At 38.9% G+C, this 21,590-nt stretch carries 21 protein-coding genes and 1 pseudogene; 17 read left to right on the forward strand and 5 right to left on the reverse strand.

All coding sequences use genetic code 11. The features are described 5' to 3' along the window. Positions 1-11 precede the first annotated feature (11 nt). The 3 genes from B9T26_RS09125 (at position 12) to B9T26_RS09135 (ending at position 3,550) form a co-directional block, all read left to right on the forward strand. Entirely contained in the window at positions 12-1,073 is a 1,062-nt protein-coding gene (locus B9T26_RS09125; RefSeq protein ID WP_086199394.1) for a sulfate/molybdate ABC transporter ATP-binding protein, read from the forward strand. A gap of 53 nt (positions 1,074-1,126) precedes the next feature. Continuing rightward, a complete protein-coding gene (locus B9T26_RS09130; protein WP_086199395.1) occupies positions 1,127-2,050 on the forward strand; it encodes a CysB family HTH-type transcriptional regulator in 924 nt (307 codons plus the stop codon). A 303-nt stretch (positions 2,051-2,353) separates the two neighbouring features. Continuing rightward, a complete protein-coding gene (locus B9T26_RS09135) occupies positions 2,354-3,550 on the forward strand; it encodes an outer membrane protein transport protein (protein WP_086199396.1) in 1,197 nt (398 codons plus the stop codon). An 81-nt stretch (positions 3,551-3,631) separates the two neighbouring features. Here the strand turns inward: B9T26_RS09135 and carO are convergent, their stop codons facing one another. Then, a complete protein-coding gene (gene carO / locus B9T26_RS09140; RefSeq protein ID WP_086199397.1) occupies positions 3,632-4,387 on the reverse strand; it encodes an ornithine uptake porin CarO in 756 nt (251 codons plus the stop codon). Positions 4,388-4,684: 297 nt separating this feature from the next. Between carO and dapD the strand changes: the two genes are divergently transcribed. The 5 genes from dapD to B9T26_RS09165 all read left to right on the forward strand — a co-directional run bounded on the left by dapD (position 4,685) and on the right by B9T26_RS09165 (position 8,096). Further along, positions 4,685-5,506 (forward strand): 2,3,4,5-tetrahydropyridine-2,6-dicarboxylate N-succinyltransferase, encoded by an 822-nt coding sequence (gene dapD, locus B9T26_RS09145; protein ID WP_086199398.1) that lies wholly within the window; start codon positions 4,685-4,687, stop codon positions 5,504-5,506. Positions 5,507-5,635: 129 nt separating this feature from the next. Beyond that, positions 5,636-6,346, forward strand: a complete 711-nt coding sequence (gene queE / locus B9T26_RS09150) for a 7-carboxy-7-deazaguanine synthase QueE (RefSeq protein WP_086199399.1) — start codon at positions 5,636-5,638, stop codon at positions 6,344-6,346. Positions 6,347-6,384: 38 nt separating this feature from the next. Further along, positions 6,385-7,056 carry a 7-cyano-7-deazaguanine synthase QueC gene (gene queC, locus B9T26_RS09155; protein WP_086199400.1) on the forward strand — a complete coding sequence of 224 codons (672 nt, stop codon included), beginning with the start codon at positions 6,385-6,387 and terminating at the stop codon, positions 7,054-7,056. Positions 7,057-7,069: 13 nt separating this feature from the next. Beyond that, the gene (locus B9T26_RS09160; protein WP_086199401.1) at positions 7,070-7,483 is read left to right on the forward strand and encodes a hypothetical protein; all 414 of its coding nucleotides are present in this window, start codon (positions 7,070-7,072) and stop codon (positions 7,481-7,483) included. Positions 7,484-7,637: 154 nt separating this feature from the next. After that, positions 7,638-8,096, forward strand: coding sequence for a peroxiredoxin (locus B9T26_RS09165; protein WP_086199402.1), 459 nt, complete (start codon positions 7,638-7,640; stop codon positions 8,094-8,096). 50 nt (positions 8,097-8,146) lie between these two features. Here B9T26_RS09165 and B9T26_RS09170 read toward each other — a convergent pair whose 3' ends face one another. Beyond that, positions 8,147-8,746 carry a LysE/ArgO family amino acid transporter gene (locus B9T26_RS09170; RefSeq protein WP_086199403.1) on the reverse strand — a complete coding sequence of 200 codons (600 nt, stop codon included), beginning with the start codon at positions 8,744-8,746 and terminating at the stop codon, positions 8,147-8,149. A gap of 116 nt (positions 8,747-8,862) precedes the next feature. On the opposite strand from B9T26_RS09170, the gene B9T26_RS09175 reads away from it, so the two are divergent. Then, complete coding sequence (locus B9T26_RS09175) at positions 8,863-9,753, forward strand: LysR family transcriptional regulator ArgP (protein ID WP_086199404.1); 891 nt, start codon at positions 8,863-8,865, stop codon at positions 9,751-9,753. Positions 9,754-9,793: 40 nt separating this feature from the next. On the opposite strand, the gene B9T26_RS09180 is transcribed toward B9T26_RS09175, so the two are convergent. Both B9T26_RS09180 and B9T26_RS09185 read right to left on the reverse strand, forming a co-directional pair. Then, on the reverse strand, positions 9,794-10,372 hold the full coding sequence (locus B9T26_RS09180) for a YceI family protein (protein WP_086199405.1): 579 nt from the start codon (positions 10,370-10,372) through the stop codon (positions 9,794-9,796). A gap of 57 nt (positions 10,373-10,429) precedes the next feature. Beyond that, entirely contained in the window at positions 10,430-10,999 is a 570-nt protein-coding gene (locus tag B9T26_RS09185) for a nicotinate-nicotinamide nucleotide adenylyltransferase (RefSeq protein WP_086199406.1), read from the reverse strand. A 104-nt stretch (positions 11,000-11,103) separates the two neighbouring features. Here B9T26_RS09185 and B9T26_RS09190 point away from each other — a divergent pair, with 104 nt between their 5' ends. The 8 genes and pseudogenes from B9T26_RS09190 to B9T26_RS15545 form a co-directional block, all read left to right on the forward strand. After that, positions 11,104-11,904: an enoyl-CoA hydratase-related protein gene (locus tag B9T26_RS09190; protein WP_086199407.1), complete on the forward strand. Its 801-nt coding sequence runs from the start codon at positions 11,104-11,106 to the stop codon at positions 11,902-11,904. Positions 11,905-12,008: 104 nt separating this feature from the next. Next, positions 12,009-12,776 (forward strand): nitroreductase family protein, encoded by a 768-nt coding sequence (locus B9T26_RS09195; RefSeq protein ID WP_086199408.1) that lies wholly within the window; start codon positions 12,009-12,011, stop codon positions 12,774-12,776. 198 nt (positions 12,777-12,974) lie between these two features. After that, positions 12,975-13,835, forward strand: a complete 861-nt coding sequence (locus tag B9T26_RS09200) for an IS982 family transposase (protein ID WP_086199409.1) — start codon at positions 12,975-12,977, stop codon at positions 13,833-13,835. Between the two features lie 406 nt (positions 13,836-14,241). Then, positions 14,242-15,414, forward strand: coding sequence for a hypothetical protein (locus tag B9T26_RS09205; protein WP_086199410.1), 1,173 nt, complete (start codon positions 14,242-14,244; stop codon positions 15,412-15,414). Positions 15,415-15,576: 162 nt separating this feature from the next. Then, positions 15,577-17,331, forward strand: coding sequence for an RHS repeat-associated core domain-containing protein (locus B9T26_RS09210; protein ID WP_086199411.1), 1,755 nt, complete (start codon positions 15,577-15,579; stop codon positions 17,329-17,331). Further along, positions 17,328-18,449, forward strand: a complete 1,122-nt coding sequence (locus B9T26_RS09215; RefSeq protein WP_086199412.1) for a hypothetical protein — start codon at positions 17,328-17,330, stop codon at positions 18,447-18,449. Before B9T26_RS09210 ends, B9T26_RS09215 begins: the two co-directional genes overlap by 4 nt. 113 nt (positions 18,450-18,562) lie before the next feature. Next, positions 18,563-19,264: an RHS repeat-associated core domain-containing protein gene (locus B9T26_RS09220; protein ID WP_086199413.1), complete on the forward strand. Its 702-nt coding sequence runs from the start codon at positions 18,563-18,565 to the stop codon at positions 19,262-19,264. Positions 19,265-19,468: 204 nt separating this feature from the next. Further along, positions 19,469-19,555: pseudogene (locus B9T26_RS15545) on the forward strand (nitroreductase family protein); the annotation flags it as partial. Positions 19,556-19,754: 199 nt separating this feature from the next. Here the strand turns inward: B9T26_RS15545 and B9T26_RS09230 are convergent. Next, positions 19,755-21,443 carry a ShlB/FhaC/HecB family hemolysin secretion/activation protein gene (locus B9T26_RS09230; RefSeq protein WP_227518792.1) on the reverse strand — a complete coding sequence of 563 codons (1,689 nt, stop codon included), beginning with the start codon at positions 21,441-21,443 and terminating at the stop codon, positions 19,755-19,757. Between the last annotated feature and the right edge of the window lie 147 nt (positions 21,444-21,590).

Genomic DNA, 21,590 nt, shown 5'->3' on the forward strand with positions numbered 1-21,590 from the left:
GGAATGACATCATGAGTATTCAAGTTAAAAATATTGAAAAACACTTTGGTGCATTCCATGCACTTAAAAATATTTCACTCGACTTTCCAGATGGTCAGTTGGTGGCATTACTCGGTCCATCAGGCTGTGGTAAAACTACCCTGCTGCGTATTATTGCCGGCCTGGAATCGGCTGATGGCGGTCGGGTCATTTTAGAAGGTGAAGATGCAACCAATGTGCATGTGCGTGAACGTGAAGTGGGGTTTGTCTTCCAGCACTATGCCCTGTTCCGTCATATGACCGTATTTGACAACATCGCCTTCGGTTTGCGTGTGCGCCCTCGCTCTACCCGACCATCTGAAGCCGAAATTAAAAAACGTGTCACTCGTTTACTTGATCTGGTTCAATTGGGCTTTTTGTCCGATCGCTATCCGGCACAACTTTCAGGTGGTCAACGTCAACGTATTGCCCTGGCACGTGCTTTGGCGGTTGAACCTCGCGTATTACTGCTAGATGAACCATTTGGTGCACTGGATGCCAAGGTGCGTAAAGAACTACGTCGCTGGTTACGTACCCTGCATGATGAATTGCACATCACCTCGATTTTTGTCACCCATGACCAGGAAGAAGCACTCGAAGTTGCTGACCAGATCGTGGTCATGAATAAAGGTAATGTTGAACAGATTGGTTCACCGCGTGAAGTTTACGAAAAACCGGCAACCCCGTTTGTATTCGACTTTCTGGGTCAGGCCAACCGATTCGAAGGCCAACACCAGCAAGGCATTATCCAGATTGGTGATGAGCGTCTGCAATTGCCACAAGCCAAAGATGCGCCGCAAGGTAATGTGATTGCCTTTGCCCGTCCAAGTGAACTGCGTATTCATGCCTCTCCGCAAGAAAATGCCATTCAGGCGACTTTCCTGCGTGAAATATGGATTGCCGGTAAAGTCCTTGCTGAGCTGCAAGATCGCCAAGGCAATTTAATTGAAATTTCGCTTAACTCGGAAGAAGCAAAATTACATCAGTTTAAGCCAAATCAAACAGTGTGGTTAAGCCCAACGGCATTGCATTTGTTTGCCAATGACGTCGCTTAATAACAAATAGATGGGGCCAAAACAGCCCCATCCCTTTTAAGGTATACAGCATTATGAATTTCCAACAATTAAGAATTATTCGAGAAACCGTTAGACAGAATTTTAATTTAACCGAAGCTTCGGCGGCACTTTACACCTCACAGTCTGGTGTCAGTAAACATATTAAAGATTTAGAAGATGAACTGGGCGTACAGCTGTTTATTCGTAAAGGTAAACGTTTACTGGGCCTCACTGAACCAGGTCAGTCTTTACTGGGCATTGTAGAACGCATGCTGGTCGATGCAGACAATATCAAACGTCTGGCAGATGACTTTAACCGCGTGGATGAAGGCACCCTGACCATTGCAACCACGCATACCCAGGCGCGTTATGTATTGCCACCAATTGTCAACCAGTTCAAAAAAGAATTTCCAAAAGTTCATTTGATTCTGCAACAGGCCAGTCCGGTTGAAATTACCGAAATGTTGCTGCAAGGCGAAGCGGATATTGGGATTGCTACTGAGTCTCTGACCACGGAAGAAAATCTGGCTAGCGTGCCTTACTATAATTGGCAGCACAGTATTATCACCCCGCAAAACCATGCGCTTGCCAACAAAGCAGACATCACGCTGGAAGATTTGGCACAATATCCGATTATTACCTACCATGGCGGTTTCACAGGCCGTTCTAAAATTGACAAGGCCTTTGAAGATGCCGGCATTGATGTTGATATTGTGATGTCAGCCCTGGATGCCGATGTCATCAAAACCTATGTCGAATTGAATATGGGGGTCGGCATAGTCAATAATGTTGCCTATGATGCGGAACGGGATTATCGCCTTAAACAGATTCCAACCGATATCTTTGGGGTAAATACCACCTGGATTGCGGTACGTAAAGGACATTTGCTGCGTGGTTATGGCTATGAGTTTATTTCACTCTGCTCGCCAGAAGCAGATATCAAAGCACTGAAAAAAGTGGCTTATCCTGAAGATTAAAAATTTGATTGATTAAAAAAGGGATATTAAGTATCCCTTTTTTAATTTAAATTCTTGTCTGCTCAATTTTAGCCTACAACGCAAACCATTTATGAAATATCAACAGCCCCTACTTATTAATAAAATAAATAATTCACTGATTATTCTAAATAAATGTGAATAAGATCAAAACTTTTGTTGCATATTGTAAATAAAACAGAATAAAGTAGTTGTGACGAATAAAAAACACTCAATTACATCGTGTGAAATTCTTTCTCATATACTCAATTTTTAGCAAAAACATTATTTCATCTGGGGTTGTTCATGAAAGTTACGGCTTTGGGCATGGGTATGTGCTTTTTTTTGCCTACTCACGTATTTTCCGCAGCCCTGGAAACTTCCAACCAAAGTATTGCTCCATTTTTACAACCCAATCATTATGCTGAATTTTCTACAGCAATTATCGACGCGGATATTTCAGGCAAAACACTTCGACCAGACGAGAACAATCCCTCCACATTTAGCGAGACGTCTACTCAAGATTTCATTCATTCCTTTTATATTTCCAATGCCGTATTAAAATTTCAAGCTGCTCCTCATTGGTCTATTGGGCTAATTTACAATCAACCCTTTGTTACAGATGTAGGCTATGCCTTCGAACCGGTCAGCAGCAGCCCGGTAAATTTAGTCAATGCGGTACGTTTTAAAATGGACACTCACAATCTGACCACACTTTTAGGCTATCAACCCGATTCGGCATGGAATTTTTATGGCGGTTTAAGTTATCAGACCCTAGACACTCAGCTGAAAATTTCAGGACAATCGATGGGAATACAGGCTGATTATATTGCAAGTATGGATAAAGACTCGGCCTTGGGCTGGTTGGCTGGTATCAGCTATCAAATTCCTAAATATGCCCTAAAGACCTCACTCAGCTATCGCTCTAAAATTCAACATACGCCACAATTTTATGAGCAGACTTCATCCATTCCTGCAATTCCAGTCTTGAATTTAAGCTCTGAACAGTACATCAGCATCGAAACACCGCAGTCGCTAAATCTCGAGTTTCAATCTGGAATCACGCCTCGTAATGTCGTCTATACCTCTTTGCGCTGGGTCAATTGGAAAAATTTTAAAATGGTTTCTCCCCTGATGAGCCTAGGTAAAGCTACACCGGTCAACTTGGTGGATTATCAAAAAAATCAGCTTTCAGCCACCTTAGGACTTGCCCATATTTTTAATGAACGATGGACATCGGCCCTGGATATAGGGATGGATTCAGGTATTAGCAATCCAGCCTCCACCTTAAGCCCTTCGGATGGTTATTATAGTTTTGGCATTGGTGGATTTTATAATGTGCAGTCTAATTTATTTATTGCTGGGGGCGTCAAATATTTCAGGCTGAACAAAGCCAAAGTTGAGCAAAATCAAGATGGTTCAGGTAATTTATTTGGCGTGTTATCTTCGGTAAATAATAACAAAGCTATTGCTTATGGCCTCAAGGTGGGTTATCGCTTTTAACTCAAACCCGCTTAATTTACATAATTTAATTTTCAAAAATAAAAAAACGAGCCGAAGCTCGTTTTTCTATATGCTTTAAACTTACCAGTGGAAGCTTACACCGACTTTACCTACTGGCAACCATTGATATTTATCATCATTTGCGATTTCATTCGCTTCTTGATCTACTGCAACTTGAGCGGGTATGGTATTACCTGCTACTGGCGCTAGATTATTTTGTGTTAATTGAACCTTTGGGTTACCTGTGTAGTAAGCACCTACTTCACCAAATAATCCCCAGTTCTTATTAATTTTTGGTGCGAAACCAAAGCCTACATAAGGAGCAATGTCGTTTTCGTAGGACATTTGACCACGTACATTCCCTTCTTGACCTGCAACAGCTAATTGATAGTTATTGCCGTTAATGCTTAAGGTTTCACCATCTCCAATACGTTTTTGTAAATCGTATTGGCTATCAAGATAACCTACACCGGCAGCCATGTATAAGCCTTGGGCCCAAGGATTTGTGCTTGCACCCCAAGGACGAATTTCTGCATTTAAATAAGCCAGCTTATTGTCCATGTCTATGTCATATTTTGTACCATTTACTGATACATCATCTGTCCAAGAAATATCACCGCCGTTATAACCTAAGGCTAAACCTACATACGGGTTCGCAGTCCAAAGTAAGGCACCACCATAACCAGTTGTCCCTACTTCAGCACGAACACCTGTTGGAATAAGCTGGTTACGTTCAAACGCATAGCCATCTTGTACTACTGCATCGTCAGCTGCCATTGCTGTGCCTGCAAGAGCAGTCAATACAGATGCTGCCAAAATCGTAGCTAAAGTTTTCATGATAGATCTCCTCAAAAAGTTGCTATTTTCATTTAGTGCTTTTGTGATAATTAAAACTATAAAATATTAATTGCTTAACTTTTATTCGAAATTTGCTGAGTTTTTGTTATTTTTTGATACATTTTCTGTTTGCTTTTGATTATTAAATCATTTTTTGTTTACTTAATATTCATCGCTGATTATTTATCTTATTTTTCGCCTCTTTCATAATTAATTCCGATCCAAAGCCACTTTTTCATCTATTTCTAGCTCAATATAGTGTAAAATCTTGAAAATTTTTTTTGGAAATGGAAGATCATGTCTCAGCTTTCAACAATCATTGAACAAGCTTTTGAAGACCGTGCAAATTTCACTGCGGCAGACTGCTCCGCTGAAATTCGTAGTGCTGTAGAAGAAGCTATTGCTGGCCTAGATAACGGTACACTTCGTGTGGCTGAAAAAATCGACGGTGAGTGGGTTGTTCACCAATGGCTTAAAAAAGCTGTTTTGTTATCTTTTAAATTAAATGACAACAAGCCAATCGAGTCTGGTGATCTTCGTTTCTACGACAAGGTAGATACTAAGTTTGGCGATTGGACTGAAGAACAGTTTAAAGCTGCCGGCGTACGTGTAGTACCACCTGCTGTTGCCCGTAAAGGTTCTTTCCAGGCGAAAAACGTGGTATTGATGCCTTCATATGTAAACATCGGTGCTTATGTGGATGAAGGTACCATGGTCGATACATGGGCAACTGTAGGTTCATGTGCGCAAATCGGTAAAAACGTTCACTTGTCTGGTGGTGTGGGTATTGGTGGTGTTCTTGAACCACTTCAAGCGAATCCAACCATTATTGAAGACAACTGCTTCATCGGTGCACGTTCTGAAATCGTTGAAGGCGTAATCGTAGAAGAAGGTTCTGTGATTTCTATGGGCGTATTCATTGGTCAATCGACTAAAATCTTTGACCGTGAAACTGGCGAAATCCATTACGGCCGCGTTCCTGCAGGTTCGGTGGTAGTTTCAGGTAGCCTTCCATCTAAAGATGGTACTTGCAACCTGTATGCTGCAATCATCGTGAAAAAAGTAGATGCGAAAACCCGTGCAAAAACCAGCTTGAACGATTTATTACGCGAAGACTAATATGTAGTCTGCTGCGGAACATTGATTGTTCCTCGGAGCTTCAACCGCTCCTCGTCTCTACGGTCAGACATGATCGTAGAGATTTTTATTTTTGTGCTCTGTCATTTTTTGCTGTGGTAATTATTTGTTATGAATACGCTTCGATCTTCCGCTATTCCTGTTTCTGATCCGTCTGCGGGTTTACGCATCACGGAGATTTTCTATTCATTGCAAGGTGAAGCCAATGCTGCGGGTTTACCGACGGTGTTTATTCGCTTAACCGGTTGCCCTTTACGTTGTACCTATTGTGATACCACTTATTCTTTTGAAGGTGGCGAGCGACAATCACTAGAAGATATTATTCAAACCACGCTCGATTTTAAAACCCCTTATATTTGTGTGACCGGTGGTGAACCATTGGCACAGCCTAACGCCCTGCCTTTGATGCAGCGTTTAGCTGACTTGGGCTGTGAAGTCTCACTTGAGACCAGTGGTGCTTTAGATGTGTCTAAAGTCGACCCGCGCGTTTCAAAAGTTTTAGATTTAAAAACCCCGACTTCCGGTGAAGTTGCACGAAATTTGCTTAGCAATTTCGACCATTTAACTCAGCACGACCAAATCAAGTTCGTGATTTGTAATCGGGAAGATTATGAATGGTCAAAACAGCAGGTTGAACAATACCAACTCGCCGATAAGGTGAGTACTGTTTGGTTCTCGCCTGCTTTTGCGGTGGAAAAAGGTGCGGTACGTTTGCCTCAACTTGCCCGTGATTTAGCACAATGGATTTTAGATGACCATCTCCCTGTTCGTTTCCAGCTGCAATTACATAAATTGCTCTGGAATGATGAAACTGGTCGTTAATCCATTTTTGTTCTTGTTTATTTTTTGGAGATTTTAATATGCGCCCTCGTGCCATAGTTTTATTATCTGGCGGCTTAGACTCAACAACCTGTTTGGCTTGGGCGCAAGCACGTTATGAATGTATTGCTTTAAGTTTCATGTATGGTCAGCGTTCAACCACTGAACTGGATGCAGCTAGAGCATTAACACAAGGTGCTGGTGTAGAACATCGTGTCATTAATATTGATTTGGGTAACTTGGGCGGCTCTGCGTTAACTGATCATAGCATTGATGTACCAGAGCATGAACAAGATGGTATTCCTGTAACTTATGTTCCAGCACGTAACACAATATTTCTGTCTTATGCGCTCGCAGCTGCCGAAGTTTTTGGTGCAGAAGCCATTGTCATTGGCATCAATGCCGTTGATTATTCAGGCTATCCTGACTGTCGCCCTGAATTTATTGAAGCTTTTGCCAACATGGCACGCCTGGCAACCAAGGTGGGTGTAGAAGGAAAACCTCTTAAATTTGAAACACCTCTGTTACATTTATCCAAAGCAAATATCATTCGCTTAGGTATAGAACATGGCGTAGACTATAGTCAAACGGTGTCTTGCTACCAAGCAGACGACCAAGGACGTGCTTGTGGTAAATGCGATAGCTGCCGCTTACGTAAACAAGGTTTTGCTGATGCGGGTATCGCCGATCCGACACGTTATATACCGTCATAACAGGGTACAGTACATGAAAAATTTGAAGTCAAACATTATTCTTTCTACATTGGTTTCTGCGGTTGCATTAATGGCGACTGCTTCAAATGCAGCTGAAACTAATAAGCTCCAAGAAGCTTATAAAAGCACTAATGTAAAATCTGCTTTAATTAATGTTTGTAAAGAAGAAACTGGCAAAAGTAAAAAACTTAGTTCAGCTGAAGTAAGCAAATACTGTAGTTGTGCAGTTGAAGCCGATGGCCGCTTAACCAATGCACAAAAATGGGAAATCCAAAGTACCATTAACCAAAAGAAAAGCCCTGCAACTTTAGCTTTTGTACAAAAACAAAATAAAGACTTACAAGCTTGTTTCGGCCCACAATTGACTGGCAAACTTAAAAGCCTGACTGAAGAAGCAATGAAATCTGCTCAACAACCTAAAAAGTAAGTTGATTTAGATTGAATAAAAGCCTGCATCGTTGCAGGCTTTTTTATGCTTAAAATTTATATCCCAACTTCAGCATAAACAGGGCTAAATTCGCTATCATGTCAGCATAAACTTAAGATCAATATGATAAATTCGACTTGATAAGGATCCACACATGTCTGCTATTACGTTGCCCAATCAAAGCTTCCCAACCACAAGCGGTGAAATTAACCTGACTGAAATGCCAACAGAATGGCTGATTGTATATTTTTATCCTAAAGATTCTACCCCGGGCTGTACCACTCAGGCGATCGGGTTTTCGTGTTTAAAAGATCAATTTGATGCCTTAAATACCACCATTCTTGGGATTTCACGTGATTCAGTGAAAGCTCATCAGAACTTTACAGAAAAGCAAAATCTGAGCATTAACCTGATTAGCGATAAAGAAGAAGTACTGTGCAACCTTTTTGACGTGATCAAAGAAAAAAATATGTATGGCAAACAGGTGATGGGCATTGAACGCTCAACCTTTATTTTCCATAACGACGAATTAGTCAAAGAATACCGTAAGGTCAAAGCCGCAGGACATGCAGAACAGGTACTTGAAGACTTAAAAGCACTTCAAGCGGCTTAAATCCTACATTAAAAAAAGGCATTCATTTTCTAATGCCTTTTTTTATTCACTTAGCTGATTAAAGAAATAGCAATCGACCACATTACGCAGCCAATCAGCACATCCAGTATTTTCCAGGCTTGTGGGCGTTGAAAAATCGGTTGCAAATAACGTGCTGCATAGCCCAAGCTAAAAAAGAACAGCAATGATGCACTGATTGCCCCTAGGGCAAAATACAGTTGCGTGTTGGGATATTGGGTAGAAATTGAACCCAGTAACACGACCGTATCCAGGTATACATGCGGGTTCAGCCAGGTTAAGCCTAAACAAATCAACAAGACTTTCCATAAACTAGGCACATTGTTTTGACTAGCCTCTAAACGTTGTTCATGTTTCCAGGCCTGATAAAAGTGCTGTGCGCCATATATCAACAAGAAAGTCGCACCCAAATACTTGGCAATACTCAGCCAATCAGGATGCAATAGAACCAGTTCTGAAAAACCCAATACGCCGGCTGCAATCAATATGGCATCAGACAAGGCACAACATAGACAAATGCTAAAAACATGTTCTCGTTTTAAACCTTGTTTCAATACAAATGCATTTTGTGCACCAATAGGTAGAATCAGACTTAAACCCATGGCAAAACCGTGTATGGCACTATTCAACATAACGACTTAACTTAAAATAATTTAAAAATCTTGTAGTGAATTATCGCCGTTTAAAATGCAAATTAAGTATGATTAAGAAAATATAAACTTTACTAAGTTTTTCTTAGGTTGTGATTATGCTCTCAAATAAATCATGTGAAGCTTTTCTTGCCGTTGCGGAATCCGGCAGTTTTGACGAGGCTGCACAGCGGCTATGTATTACCGCTTCTGCAGTCACCTTACGGGTGCAGGCTTTGGAAAAAGATTTGGGACAGATTTTATTGCTGCGCGAGCGTCCCTGCCGGGTGACGCAAGCCGGTCAAAAGCTGCTGGAACATTTACAGCATCAGCGCCTACGTGAACAGAATCTTTTACAACAATTCATGGGGCAATCCAGCCAGCATGAGTTTCATCAATTCAGTATTGCCACCAATGCCGACTCTTTATCGACCTGGCTACTTAAGGTCCTGCAAAGCACATTGATTGAGCACAAAATTGCGCTAAAATTGTCTCTGGATGATCAAACCCAAACCCATCAGCTGCTGGAAACCGGTCTGGTCAATGCCTGCATCTCGACTGAATCGACTGCCATGAAAGGCTGCGAAGTACATTACTTGGGTCAGATGACTTACCGTATGGTGGCAACACCTTCTTTTGTAGAAAATTGGTTTAAAGATGGAATTCACCGTGATGCTTTAAGACATGCCCCAGCCATTATTTTTAATGATAAAGATTTGATGCATCATCAGGTGATCCTGAACTTATTTGGTCTGAACCAGCAAAGCTATCCGCATTATTTTATTCCCTCCTCGACTGCCTTTGTAGAAGCAGTACATTTGGGTTTAGGCTTTGGTTTAGTGCCGCAATATCAAATGGGTGATGATCTGCAAAGCGAGAAATTGATTGAAATTATTCCAAATGCCAAAACCGAAATGAAACTGTATTGGCATCACTGGAAGCAGCAATCTGCGCTACTGCAACAATTGACGATTGACCTGCTAGAAAAGGCTCAACATCAGATGAATTAAAAACGAAAATCAGCAGATATATTATAGCAAATCCTAGCGCTTATTTGCGTTGCCATTGTCCAGACACTTCAATATTGACTTTTTCCCCGATGCCACCAAAAGCTTTTTTCATGCCAAAATCACTGCGCTTAACCATGGTTGTAGCTTCTACCTTCATAAGTTGTGGATCAGATGGATTAGGTTCTAGGGAGGTATCCAGGATCACCGGCCGAGTGATACCGCGCAAGGTCAGATCCCCTTTGATCTTGTATTGATTCTTTCCTAAAGGTACAAATTCATGACTGTTGAAAGTCGCAGTTGGATATTTCTCTGCATAAAATAAATCTTCACCCAAAATCATATTTTCCAGTGAAGGCTTACTCAAACTTAGGCTATTTACATCCAGTACAAACTGTGCCGAGGCATTTTGTGGTCTTGCAGGATCAAAGCTCATACTGGACTGAACCTGCTCAAATTTGCCTTTTACGATCGAAAAGCCCATCGACTTGATATCAAAACCAACATGCGTTGCTGGCGTGAGGGTCCACTGCTGGGTATTGGCATGCGCGTTGATCGCATTAATATTTAAACTTAGCACACCCGTAATGAAGATACATTTCAAGCTTGTGTTGAGGTTCATCTTACCCACTCCTAGGTCGCTGCACTGGCTTGCCTCGACCTAGTAGCTTACTGAAGATTATTTAAGATTGGTTTTATCTTGAGTCAGGTATTTGTGCTGCAATTGTTGGTAAATGGCCGTTTTTTTAAATTTATGTAAAAACTCGCTAGTCCCGAGTGGAAAAGCAGATTCGATAATTTCACCACGGTAATAGGCTTCACGTAGTGGCGTCGCTGAAATTGCCCCAACCAGGCTATCAAGTTCCAGCATCTCCCATTCAGGAAACAGCTTCAGATAATAGGAAGATTCGTCCTTAAAATGACCGATCAAACCGATTTTGGCATCTGATTCAGCAACTTCTGTTACTAGAGATTTAAGCAGTTGTTGCCATTTTTGATCGTCATATACATCAATCACATGTACAAATTTGATCCGCTTTTGATCTGCTTCTGAAAAATTGGACAAAATCATCTGTTCACGCTCGGAAGCACTAAACGGATTTTTAATATTGCGTTCATTCTGTGCCGAGCCCAAAGCCAGAATCACATTCTGGCTGTGCTGCAATGCAATTTTAATGGTTTGCATATGTGCCAGATGAAAGGGCTGAAAGCGACCAATGAAAACCAGATAATCAAATGTATAGTTCATAACGGTTCAAGTTTTTTATGACTCGTGAGTTGTGCCGCCAAAATAAATATGCGACATAATAAAGGCCATAAAATCAAATTAAATTTTAAAGCAAGGATAGTACGATGACACTGAGCTGTATTCAACAACCACATCAACATTTGAATGCGAATTTAGAGCATGGGGTGCTCACCTTAGCCATTAACCGTCCTGAAGCTAAAAATGCCTTGTACGGCGAGCTGTATCTAAAAATTGCCCAGGCACTGGATGAAGCCGATCAGGATAAAGAGGTTCGCGTGGTGATTTTACGTGGTTCAGATGTTGATTTCAGTGCCGGTAATGACATGCAGGATTTCATGAAATTTATCCAGACGCCTCTTGCAGGCAAAGCCGGTGATGCCCCTCCATTTGTAGTACTCAAATCTGCTGCGAAATTTTCCAAGCCTTTAATTGCAGCGGTGCGTGGTGTTGCCATTGGCATCGGGGTGACCATTTTACTGCATGCGGATCTGGTTTATAGTGATAATACTGCCCTGTTCCAGATTCCATTTGTGAGCCTGGGACTTTCTCCTGAAGGTGCTTCAAGCAAACTTTTGATCCAGCAAGCGGGTTATCATAAAGCAGCAGAGTTGCTATTCACCGCGCAAAAATTTAACAGCGAAAAAGCCTTGAGTGCTGGAATTGTAAATAGCATTGAAGAAGATGTTTATGCTACTGCACTGAAACAGGCACAAACTCTGGCTGCACTTCCTCTCGCGTCGATCAAACAGACCAAAGCTTTAATGAAGCACAATCTTGAAGAAATTATTGGCTGTATTGATGATGAAGCTGAAATCTTTATGAAGCGTGTATCTTCACCTGAAATGGCTGAAGCTGTTGCGGCATTTATGCAGAAGCGTAAACCAGATTTTGCACAATTTAACTAATTTTTTATAGTTAAATGAAAAGCCACTGAATAATGACATTGTTCGGTGGCTTTATGCGTTTTAATAGATATAAATTTCAAGCTTTAAAAGCTGAGTAGATAAAGATGACCCAATCAAGCGAAACCCAAACTGAAAAGAAACGTTATTTTGAGCCAGCCCCAACAGATATTGATGTTGAAAACTTTAAAAAAGTCGTACAAAGCCGGCGTTCGGTACGTAAATTTACGAAAAAACCCATTCCTGCGGAAGTGCTGGATGATTGTTTAGATCTTGCCTTGCTTGCACCTAACTCATCCAATTTACAGCCCTGGACTTTTTATGTGGTGCAGAACCCTTCCAAAAAGAAACAGCTGGTCAAAGCTTGTTTAAGTCAATTGGCAGCAAAAACAGCTTCAGAATTAATTGTTTGTGTCGCACGTACCGACCGTATTGATGAAATGGCAAAGATGAATATTTCTGAGTTTCCATTTCCTGAAGCACCTGCTGCTGTGCAGAAGTATTACAAGTTTATTCCGTATAATTATAAAACGGGTTATTTTAATGCTCTGGGTAACTTTAAGAAAGTTGCTTTCAAAATTGCACGTACACTGGATAAGCAATTGCCAGTAACTGCTTTTAACCCGGCAGATGCAAAACTTTGGGCAAGCAAAACTACAGCGTTGGCTTGTGAAAATCTAGTTTTAGCTTTGAGAGCTTATGGTTTTGATAGCTGTATGATGGAAGGTTTTGATGAGCCGATGGTTCGTGAAATTCTGAAATTAAATGACGAACAGTATCCCGTAATGGTGATTGGTGCAGGTGAACGGGCTAAAGACGGCGTGTTCTTCCCGCAGTACCGTTTTGATCGTGAGCTGTTTGTCCAGAAGGTTTAAGAACAAAGCTGTTATTATTTTTAATCATTAAAGCAGTATTTAATACAGATTGTTAGGCTGTGGTATATGGAGCACGATCAGCCTAACTAATTTTTTGTTCCTAATTAACCCGAATCGCGGATAAGAAATGGACTTGAAAATCAGAAGGGCTAGAGCCATCAGTTGAGTTACCACACAAAACTCACAACTCTAGTCCTTATGTTCAATAGTACCGAATTATTCTGTGTAATTGATGATTTCTTTCTTAAATTTGAAGCAACTTATTGGAAATTTCTAAAGCAAAGCAATCACTGTTTAAGAAGCCGAAAAGCACAACTAAGTATCTCTGAAATCATCTTTATCGCCATTTGGTATAAGTGTTCTCACTTCAATAATTTCAAAGCATTTTTTTCATGGTTGAAACAGGATAGAAGTCATTTATTTAAGAGCTTACCCTGTTATCAACGCATGATTCATCTCATTAATATGCATCAATTGGCTCTACATGCTTTACATGTAGCTGTAATGAAAGCTCAAGATAGCCAATATTTATGGATTGATTCAACGACTCTGCCTGTCTGTAAAAATCAGCGTATTCAGCGGCATAAATCATTAGCCAAGATCGCATCTCGAGGTAAAAGCTCAATGGGATGGTTGTATGGCTGTAAATTACATATCGTGATGAATCAATTAGGTGAAATCGTGTGTTCTGCATTATCCAATGGGGATGTTGCAAGTATTAAAATGGTTGAACAATTAGTTGAAGGTTTACAGGCGAAACTCTATGCCGACCGTGGCTATATCAGTCAGGAATTAAAAAGTAAATTAAAAGAGCAAGACATTGATTTAATTACCTATCATCGAAAGAACATGAAGTCTGTTGAATTACCCGAATCAGATGAATATCATTTAAAGCAGCGTAATAAAATAGAAACGTTATTCAGCTTATTGAAAGGGCAATACAATTTAGTGACGAGTAAAGCCCGTTGTATGAGTGGCTTTTTAAGTGGAATCTATGCCTCGTTATGTGCATATCAATTGAGCTACCGAAACAAGCCAATAATTCAGATTATGAAGTGATTGGCTTAAACAGGATCCGGGTTATATAACAATAACACCACCCCAATGGGGATATACGCCTAAGCAAGGCAATAATTTTCAATTAATTGACAAGTTATTAGTTGATGGCATTGATAAAGGCAATAAAAAAGCAGGACGAGATGGTTATAGTATTCCAATAGCATTAACTAATCGTGTTCAGGTCCTAGATAAAACGTATGACCCTAAAAAATACACAGGTGTAATTTGGGAAACAGCCCTACCTCGATATAAAACTTTAGATGGCGAGTCAACATCTATAGTTTCAATGGTTAAAACTTATGCTTTTGATTATAATTATACCAAACCTATATATGCTGAACCATCAGTTCGATATGGTAAAATACATATCAAAGGAACTCCACCAGTAAAAATTGGAGATAAATAAATGAAAATAAAAATGCTAGTGCTATCTTCAATTTTCATTTTGTTAGCTTGTAGTCAACAAAAAAACTATGACCAACTCCCACCATTATTATTAAAATGTAATGATATCGACTATAGTTCTGATTATTGTTTAAATCAGGACTATAATATAAAACCATTAGAGCCAAGAAAAAAGAATAAAGATTCTTGGTTTTATATTTTTCTATCTGGCGGTCATCCATCTCAATATAGTGGTCCAGATGAGCAAAATATAATAATTTATGCGTTGGAAAATGCCGTATTGGAGATGAATAACCATTTTATTGATTCTTCGGGTGGAATAAGTAGAGAACTAGTTTTTAGAGGGAATGATGTAATCATTAGAAATGGTATCGTTTTAAATGTGAATATATCTTTGGGTGATTCATATTTTTCACCAAATTTTGCAACTGGCGAACAAATCAATAATTCGAGTGTAGGTAAAAACACAAACTCTGAAATTATAAAATATGGTTTTTTATATGCGGACAACCTATATGACTGTAAACAAGGTACCTATGTCCCATGCAATAGTGATCAATTAAAAATATTAGAAAATTCTCAAAGATTGAAAAAAAGAGAAAATATGTTCATTAAAAACATTAAAAATAAAGCTAATGATTTAACTTTACAATCATGGGGAGGAGGAATATTTAACTCACAATTAATACTTAAAAATAGAATTAATATTTATGGTTCAAAATCTACTATTATAAATAATAAAATCATATCAAATGCAGAGTTGAAAGCTGAGAACTCGATATTCCCTTTAATTCAGATTAAAAAATCTAATTTAATCGCTCATTCACAGCAAATTTTCCCAGATGAAAATGATGATAAAACAGCTATTTCTACTGTGACATATATCAAATTTTCACCTAATACTGTAATAGATAACAATTCCTTTACTCTGACTCAAAAGAATGACCAAGCTTACGCTATAGTATTAGACCATTCTCCTCGTGTCCGCATTACCAACAATACATTTAACGGGTTTAAAGTACCTATTTTGATGGATCAATGGAGTTCTATCGTCGACGAAAAAGGCAATGAAATTAAACCTGAAAATTTCACTGGTTATGGCAATGTAATTAACCCTGATAAATTTTCAGGTAATGTTACGTTGAATCGTAAAGGTGAAATTGTGAAGGAATAAAATAGAACAATTGATTAAATATTTCAATGGATCAGCAGTTTAATTAGCAAGGTATGGTAAGTAAACGTGCTGTAGCATTCAATACACCTCGTCAGCAACCTGAGTTTTCTCACATAATAGCTACTCAATGGGTTACGGGTTTGGGAGCAACAACGCTTAGGTATGGCGAATGAACAAGTTTCCGATATTCATTCACCTGAAATTCAAGATGTCGTGGTTGATCGTGATTATGTGATGTTGGCTGGTTTACCTATCATGCAGTTTAGTCAGATTGCAACGCAAAAATTGAATGGAAAATTAGAATCTGCTTCTGCTTCATTTAATGCGGTTCAATTCAACCGTATTGGTGCCCCAACTCATGTTTTTGATGATGAAAACAATACCCGCTGGCAAACGGATTATTCTGCTTTTGGGGAACGTTTAAATACTATCAGCACGCATAATGATGAAGCGAAACTGATTAGAGTGACCCAAAATTTACCTATTTCCCAGTCTATGGATGATTTACGTTATACGATTTCAATTCGTTTACCTGGGCAAAATGAAGATCCAATTACAGGTTTATATGACAATGGTTATCGTCAGTATGATCCGAGTGTAGGTCGTTATTTAACCCCTGACCCAATGGGGACTGTAGATGGTTTAAATCCTTATTTGTATGTGGGAAATAATCCGTTAAATAAGGTTGATCCTTATGGGTTGTATCAAACCGATATGCATTATTACATCACATATTTTCTTGCTATTACCGCAGGGATTGATTCAGATAATGCGAGAAGGATTGCATTGGCAACGCAGTTTGTAGATGTGAATGACAATACAAGTCCGTTACCTGAAGGAAGTCATTGGTATAATTATGGTAGTATTGGATATAATAATGCTACAACTACACGCCTCGAATGGTATCACTTTGTTAATACTCGTAATGGTGTAAATCCTACTTACGATTACAATAGTTGGGATCTCGCAAAGAAACCAAATGAGACTGAAACTACATATAGATTAAGAAGATTAACAGCAAATCTTAATCAAATACCCCAACTTAAAATCATGGTGAAAAACTATAAGAAAGCAGCTAATTGTAATAATTTAAACTTGAGCATGCAATTTTTTGGAGAATATTTGCATGCCTTTGAAGATACCTTTGCGCATCGAGATGCAAATAATGATCCATATGCTATAAATAATGGGACTGGGCATGCATCTGGCGGAGAAAATCCAGATTTTACTTTTAATCATAATGAAAATGGCATATTAGGTCATGGTAGTTGGAATAACAATGAAGCAAGAACATTAATTGAACAAGCCTCAGTGTATGCAAAACTGCTAGAGTATAGAAGAGAAATTCTAAAAATTCCCGATAATCAAACAAAAGTGATTTCATGGAATACTTTATCTCCATATTTACAATCCTTTAATGCGATTAGAGAAAGTTCTAATCCAGATTTGGCAGGCTCAACAGAGCCATGGAAAACTAAAATTACTTATTTACAGAACTTATTAAATAATAAATATACCGCCAATGTTCCACATGGAGACCTTCCTAGTACAAGTGCTCCTAATTGGGGTTATAAACCAAAACAGGGTGGTAATTTTGAGTTGATTAGGTTTTTTAAAGACGAAGAAACTGGAAAAAATGCACTTGGAGCGGGTAAAGATGGTTTTAGTGTTCCACAAGCAATCACCAACCGCATTACAACTTTAAGTACTTTAGCAAAAAATAATAAATATAAAGAATATCAAAATGTGATTTGGGAAACTTCTGTTAAAAAATATGAATCCAAAGATGGTGAAAAGGGGGATGTAGTAACATCAGTGCAGAAATACCAACTAAAAGTAGTTAAAGCTATCCCAAATACGATTGGATATGAATCTTTAGTCATTTTAGGCTCACCACCGAAAGGAACTACAAAATGAAGAAAACCATATTTATATTAGTAACGTGCATCACCTTAGCTTCATGTGATAAAACTGACCTAGGCAACAGTATACAATATGAATTTCCCGAATGTGGTACTAGTCAACTAAATGGAAAAACTATTCCCAAGGTCTGTGCCACTCGTGATTTAATAGCAACTAAAACACATAATGATTACACACCGAAGTTCATCAAAATCATTGTAGGTGCTGGGCATGCAGGCTATGGTTCTTCGACATCGAAAACAGGAGCAGTTTTAGGGTTTGAAAATAAAGAATTTGATATGCAAGGGCATGCATGGGATTTTTCAAAACAAAAAAATCCTTCTTTAGTACTCAGTGGTCATGACATTATTGTAAGAAATGGTATTATTCTAAATGCTAATATCCTCTTAGGTTCAAATATTTATTTTTCACCAAATTTTTCTACAAAAAAACAAATCAATAACTTAAATATCGAGCAAGATGGTTTTTTATATGCAAATAATACGTATGATTGTAAAAAATTAGGAATATCTTCTTGTGATGAACGTAACTTATTAGAAAATGTACTCATTGAAAATATCAAAAATAAAGCAAACGATTTAACTTTACAATCATGGGGAGGTGGAATACTTAACTCACAATTAATACTTAAAAATAGAATTAATATTTATGGTTCAAAAGCTACTATTATAAATAATAAAATCATATCAGATGCAGAGTTGAAAGCTGAGAACTCGATATTCCCTTTAATCCAGATTAATAAATCTATTTTTTTAGCTTATTCACAGCAAATTTTCCCAGATGAAAATGATGATAAAATAGCTATTCCTTCAACTTTATATATCAAATTCTCTCCCGATACAGTCATTGACGGTAATACCTTTACCCTCACTCAAAAGAATGACCAAGCCTATGCCATCGTTTTAGACCACTCCCCTCGTGTCCGCATTACCAACAATACATTTAATGGATTTAAGGTTCCTATTTTGATGGATCAGTGGAGTTCAATTGTTGATGAAAAAGGCAATGAAATTAAACCTGAAAATTTCACTGGTTATGGCAATGTAATTAACCCTGATAAATTCGCAGGTAATGTTACGATGAATCGTAAGGGTGAGATTGTGAAAGAGTAAATTTTATTTCCAAACATTCACTATCATTTAATAATAAAAATCAACAACGTGAGTTTTCTCAGCGTAATGGCTATGTCAATGGGTTAAGGGTTTGGGAACAACAGCGTTTACGTATGGAGAATGAACAAGTTTCCGATATTCATTCACCTGAAATTCAAGATGTCGTGGTTGATCGTGATTATGTGATGTTGGCTGGTTTACCTATCATGCAGTTTAGTCAGATTGCAACGCAAAAATTGAATGGAAATTTAGAATCTGCTTCTGCTTCGTTTAATGCGGTTCAGTTCAATCGTATTGGTGCGCCGATTCAAGTTTTTGATGAAGACAATAATACACGCTGGAAAACGGATTATTCTGCTTTTGGTGAGCGTTTAAACACTGTCAGCACGCATAGTGATGAAGCTAAACTCATTAGGGTGAATCAAAATTTACCGATTTCTCAGTCTATGGATGATTTACGTTATGCGATTTCGATTCGTTTGCCTGGGCAAAATGAAGATCCAATTACAAGTTTATATGACAATGGTTATCGTCAGTATGATCCAACTATTGGGCGTTATTTAACCCCTGACCCAATGGGAACTGTAGATGGTTTAAATCCATATTTGTATGTAGCTAATAATCCGTTAAATAAGGTTGACCCTTATGGTCTGTATCAAACCGATATGCATTATTATATGACTTACTTCTTAGCGATAACCGCAGGAATTGATTCGGATAATGCGAGACGGATTGCGCTAGCAACTCAGTTTGTGGATGAGAATGAATACACTGCACCAATGGTTTCTGGTGATCAAAGTAAATTTATTGACTGACGGGAATCTGTATTTCTGAATGCAAGTACGAATCGTTTAAGATGGTACCATTTTGTTAATGATCGCCCAATGTTCGATTATAGTGCTGGAGCCTATGCATATAGTATTTATGATTTAGCACAACCCAAAGGAATGTCTGATAAAGACTATGCTATATGGCGATTAACATCAAATTTAGATAGGAATATAAAGAAGGATTCTAAATTGATTGGTGCAGGTGAACGAGCTAAAGACGGCGTGTTCTTCCCGCAGTATCGTTTTGACCGTGAGCTGTTTGTTCAGAAGGTTTAATCATTCTCCTACTCATACAGTATTTGATACGTGCAAGGCGACATGGATGTCGCCCATTAGACTGTGGCATATGGACGTACCATCAGTCTAACCAAGAGATTGCATCTTGGTTGACAATGGAACAAGCATAAAAGACATTCTTTGAATACTTAATCTTTGGAAATTTAAGATAATTGCCAGCAGAAAACTTATTCTTCAATTAAAAAGTTTTCTGCCAATTTAGCCATACTTGATAATCATCACGATTATTCATTTGTACAGGCTTGTCACCTAAAGGGAACCCGAATGTAGCTTGAATGCTGCCTGCATAACGATTGTCCCAGCTGAGGCCTATGCCCGCACTTCTCAGCGATACGGTGTTCTTTTCAGTAGAACCTACCCATGTCTGGGCATTCAACTTTAATTTAGCCATATCAAGAAATAGTTTTCCGTTTAGCCGATTTTGGGCATTTGACCATAAGTCCTGCCTTAACTCCAAACTTGATGCCAAACTTTGCGATGCAGAAAACAGACTGCTTTTATAGCCCCGCATGAAGTTTGAACCACCCACATAGTAAGCTTCAGAACTGTCCAGATTATCAGGACTATAAAAACCTTCAACAGATGCAAATAATTCATTACTCTTCATAAGGCTTTGCAGGCGCGATGCTTTCAGAAATACACTCAAATAGTCACCATTAGATTGACGCGAAAGTGCATCTGCAGCTTTGACAGCATCATCTTTAATGTCTAAATGTCCAAATGAACTCATTACTGCAAGCTCATTAAAACCCGCACCGCCCATTGAATCATAGGATGAATGATTTAAGCCTAGCTGCATGCTGTTAATATTGCGGTGATTAAAGTTTTGTGTAATTTCCACATCATCTTCAAGCTGTTTATGACTAAAATTTAAGGACAGCATGGTTTGCTGTTTTGAACTTTGCATCACCGGCTGCTGCAACCAAACGGAGGTTTCTTTAGCATTGCCTTCATAGCCTAAATCTTTTAAATCTTGACCTAATTCATATTCTAAATATGAATAGCTTGCCCCTACCTGTGTTCCTGAACCATGTACCAATGCTGAATAACCAATTTTTCCATAGTTCATTCGCTGACCGCTGCTCATTGCATCCAATGACAGCTGATCCCCCAGCCCCAATATACTGTTCACACGTATACCGCCTGTACCGCGGACTTCACCCGTATATTTACTGCCGAAGTTATCTGCACCTAAATATGCCTGATATTTTTGTGCCGGAACCAGCTCGACATTTAGCAAAGTTTCATTTTGTGACAGTCCAGAAGTAAAAGATAAATTATTTTTCACCCCATTTAGCCGGTTCAAGCGTGATGATATTTCATCAATAGAACCATCACTCAATAACTGTTTATTTTGCAACGGTGCAATTATTTGATTTAGCAGCCACGGCTGGGTATTAGATGCATTGCTTAAATGCACGCCATTCAATTGCGCTTCTACGACTTGAAGGGTAACAATCCCACCATTCAACGTTTGGGCCGGCAAAAATGCATAGCTGTAGCTATAGCCATTTTGTGCATAATAATCACTGACCGTGTTTGCTGCTTGCTGCAATTCCGTCAATGTCAGCTGCTTGCCTTCATAAGCTAGAATTTGTTGGCGAAGTATCAATTCAGAAAACTGTGTATTGCCCTGAATCTCAAATTGGCGAACAAACACTTGCTGCTCCCCATGAACAGAATGTCGCGGCTCAGATGCTTCCGGGACTTTATTTTCTTGTGCAGGCTGAATCTGCGGGCTTTTTACTTCCTGCAATAATTGACCTGCATTTGGGATATTTTCTGCAAAGCAAAGCTGCCCTGTTGCGATTAAACTGCATAAAAGTAACGTCTTAGAACCAGCAACCGCCATTAAATTTTTATTCATTTCAACCCCAATATTTAATCTTAAAATAGACCGTTATTTCATTTATAGAAAAGGCTATATACCAATGTCGATTTCTGAGCATCCTTACTGAAATTCAAAGTTAACTTTTCAGTAATTTCACCCTCTGCAAAACCTCAGCCCCTTCCG

It is taken from the genome of Acinetobacter sp. ANC 4169 (genome assembly GCF_002135355.1).
In the GTDB taxonomy this organism is placed as follows: Bacteria; Pseudomonadota; Gammaproteobacteria; order Pseudomonadales; family Moraxellaceae; genus Acinetobacter.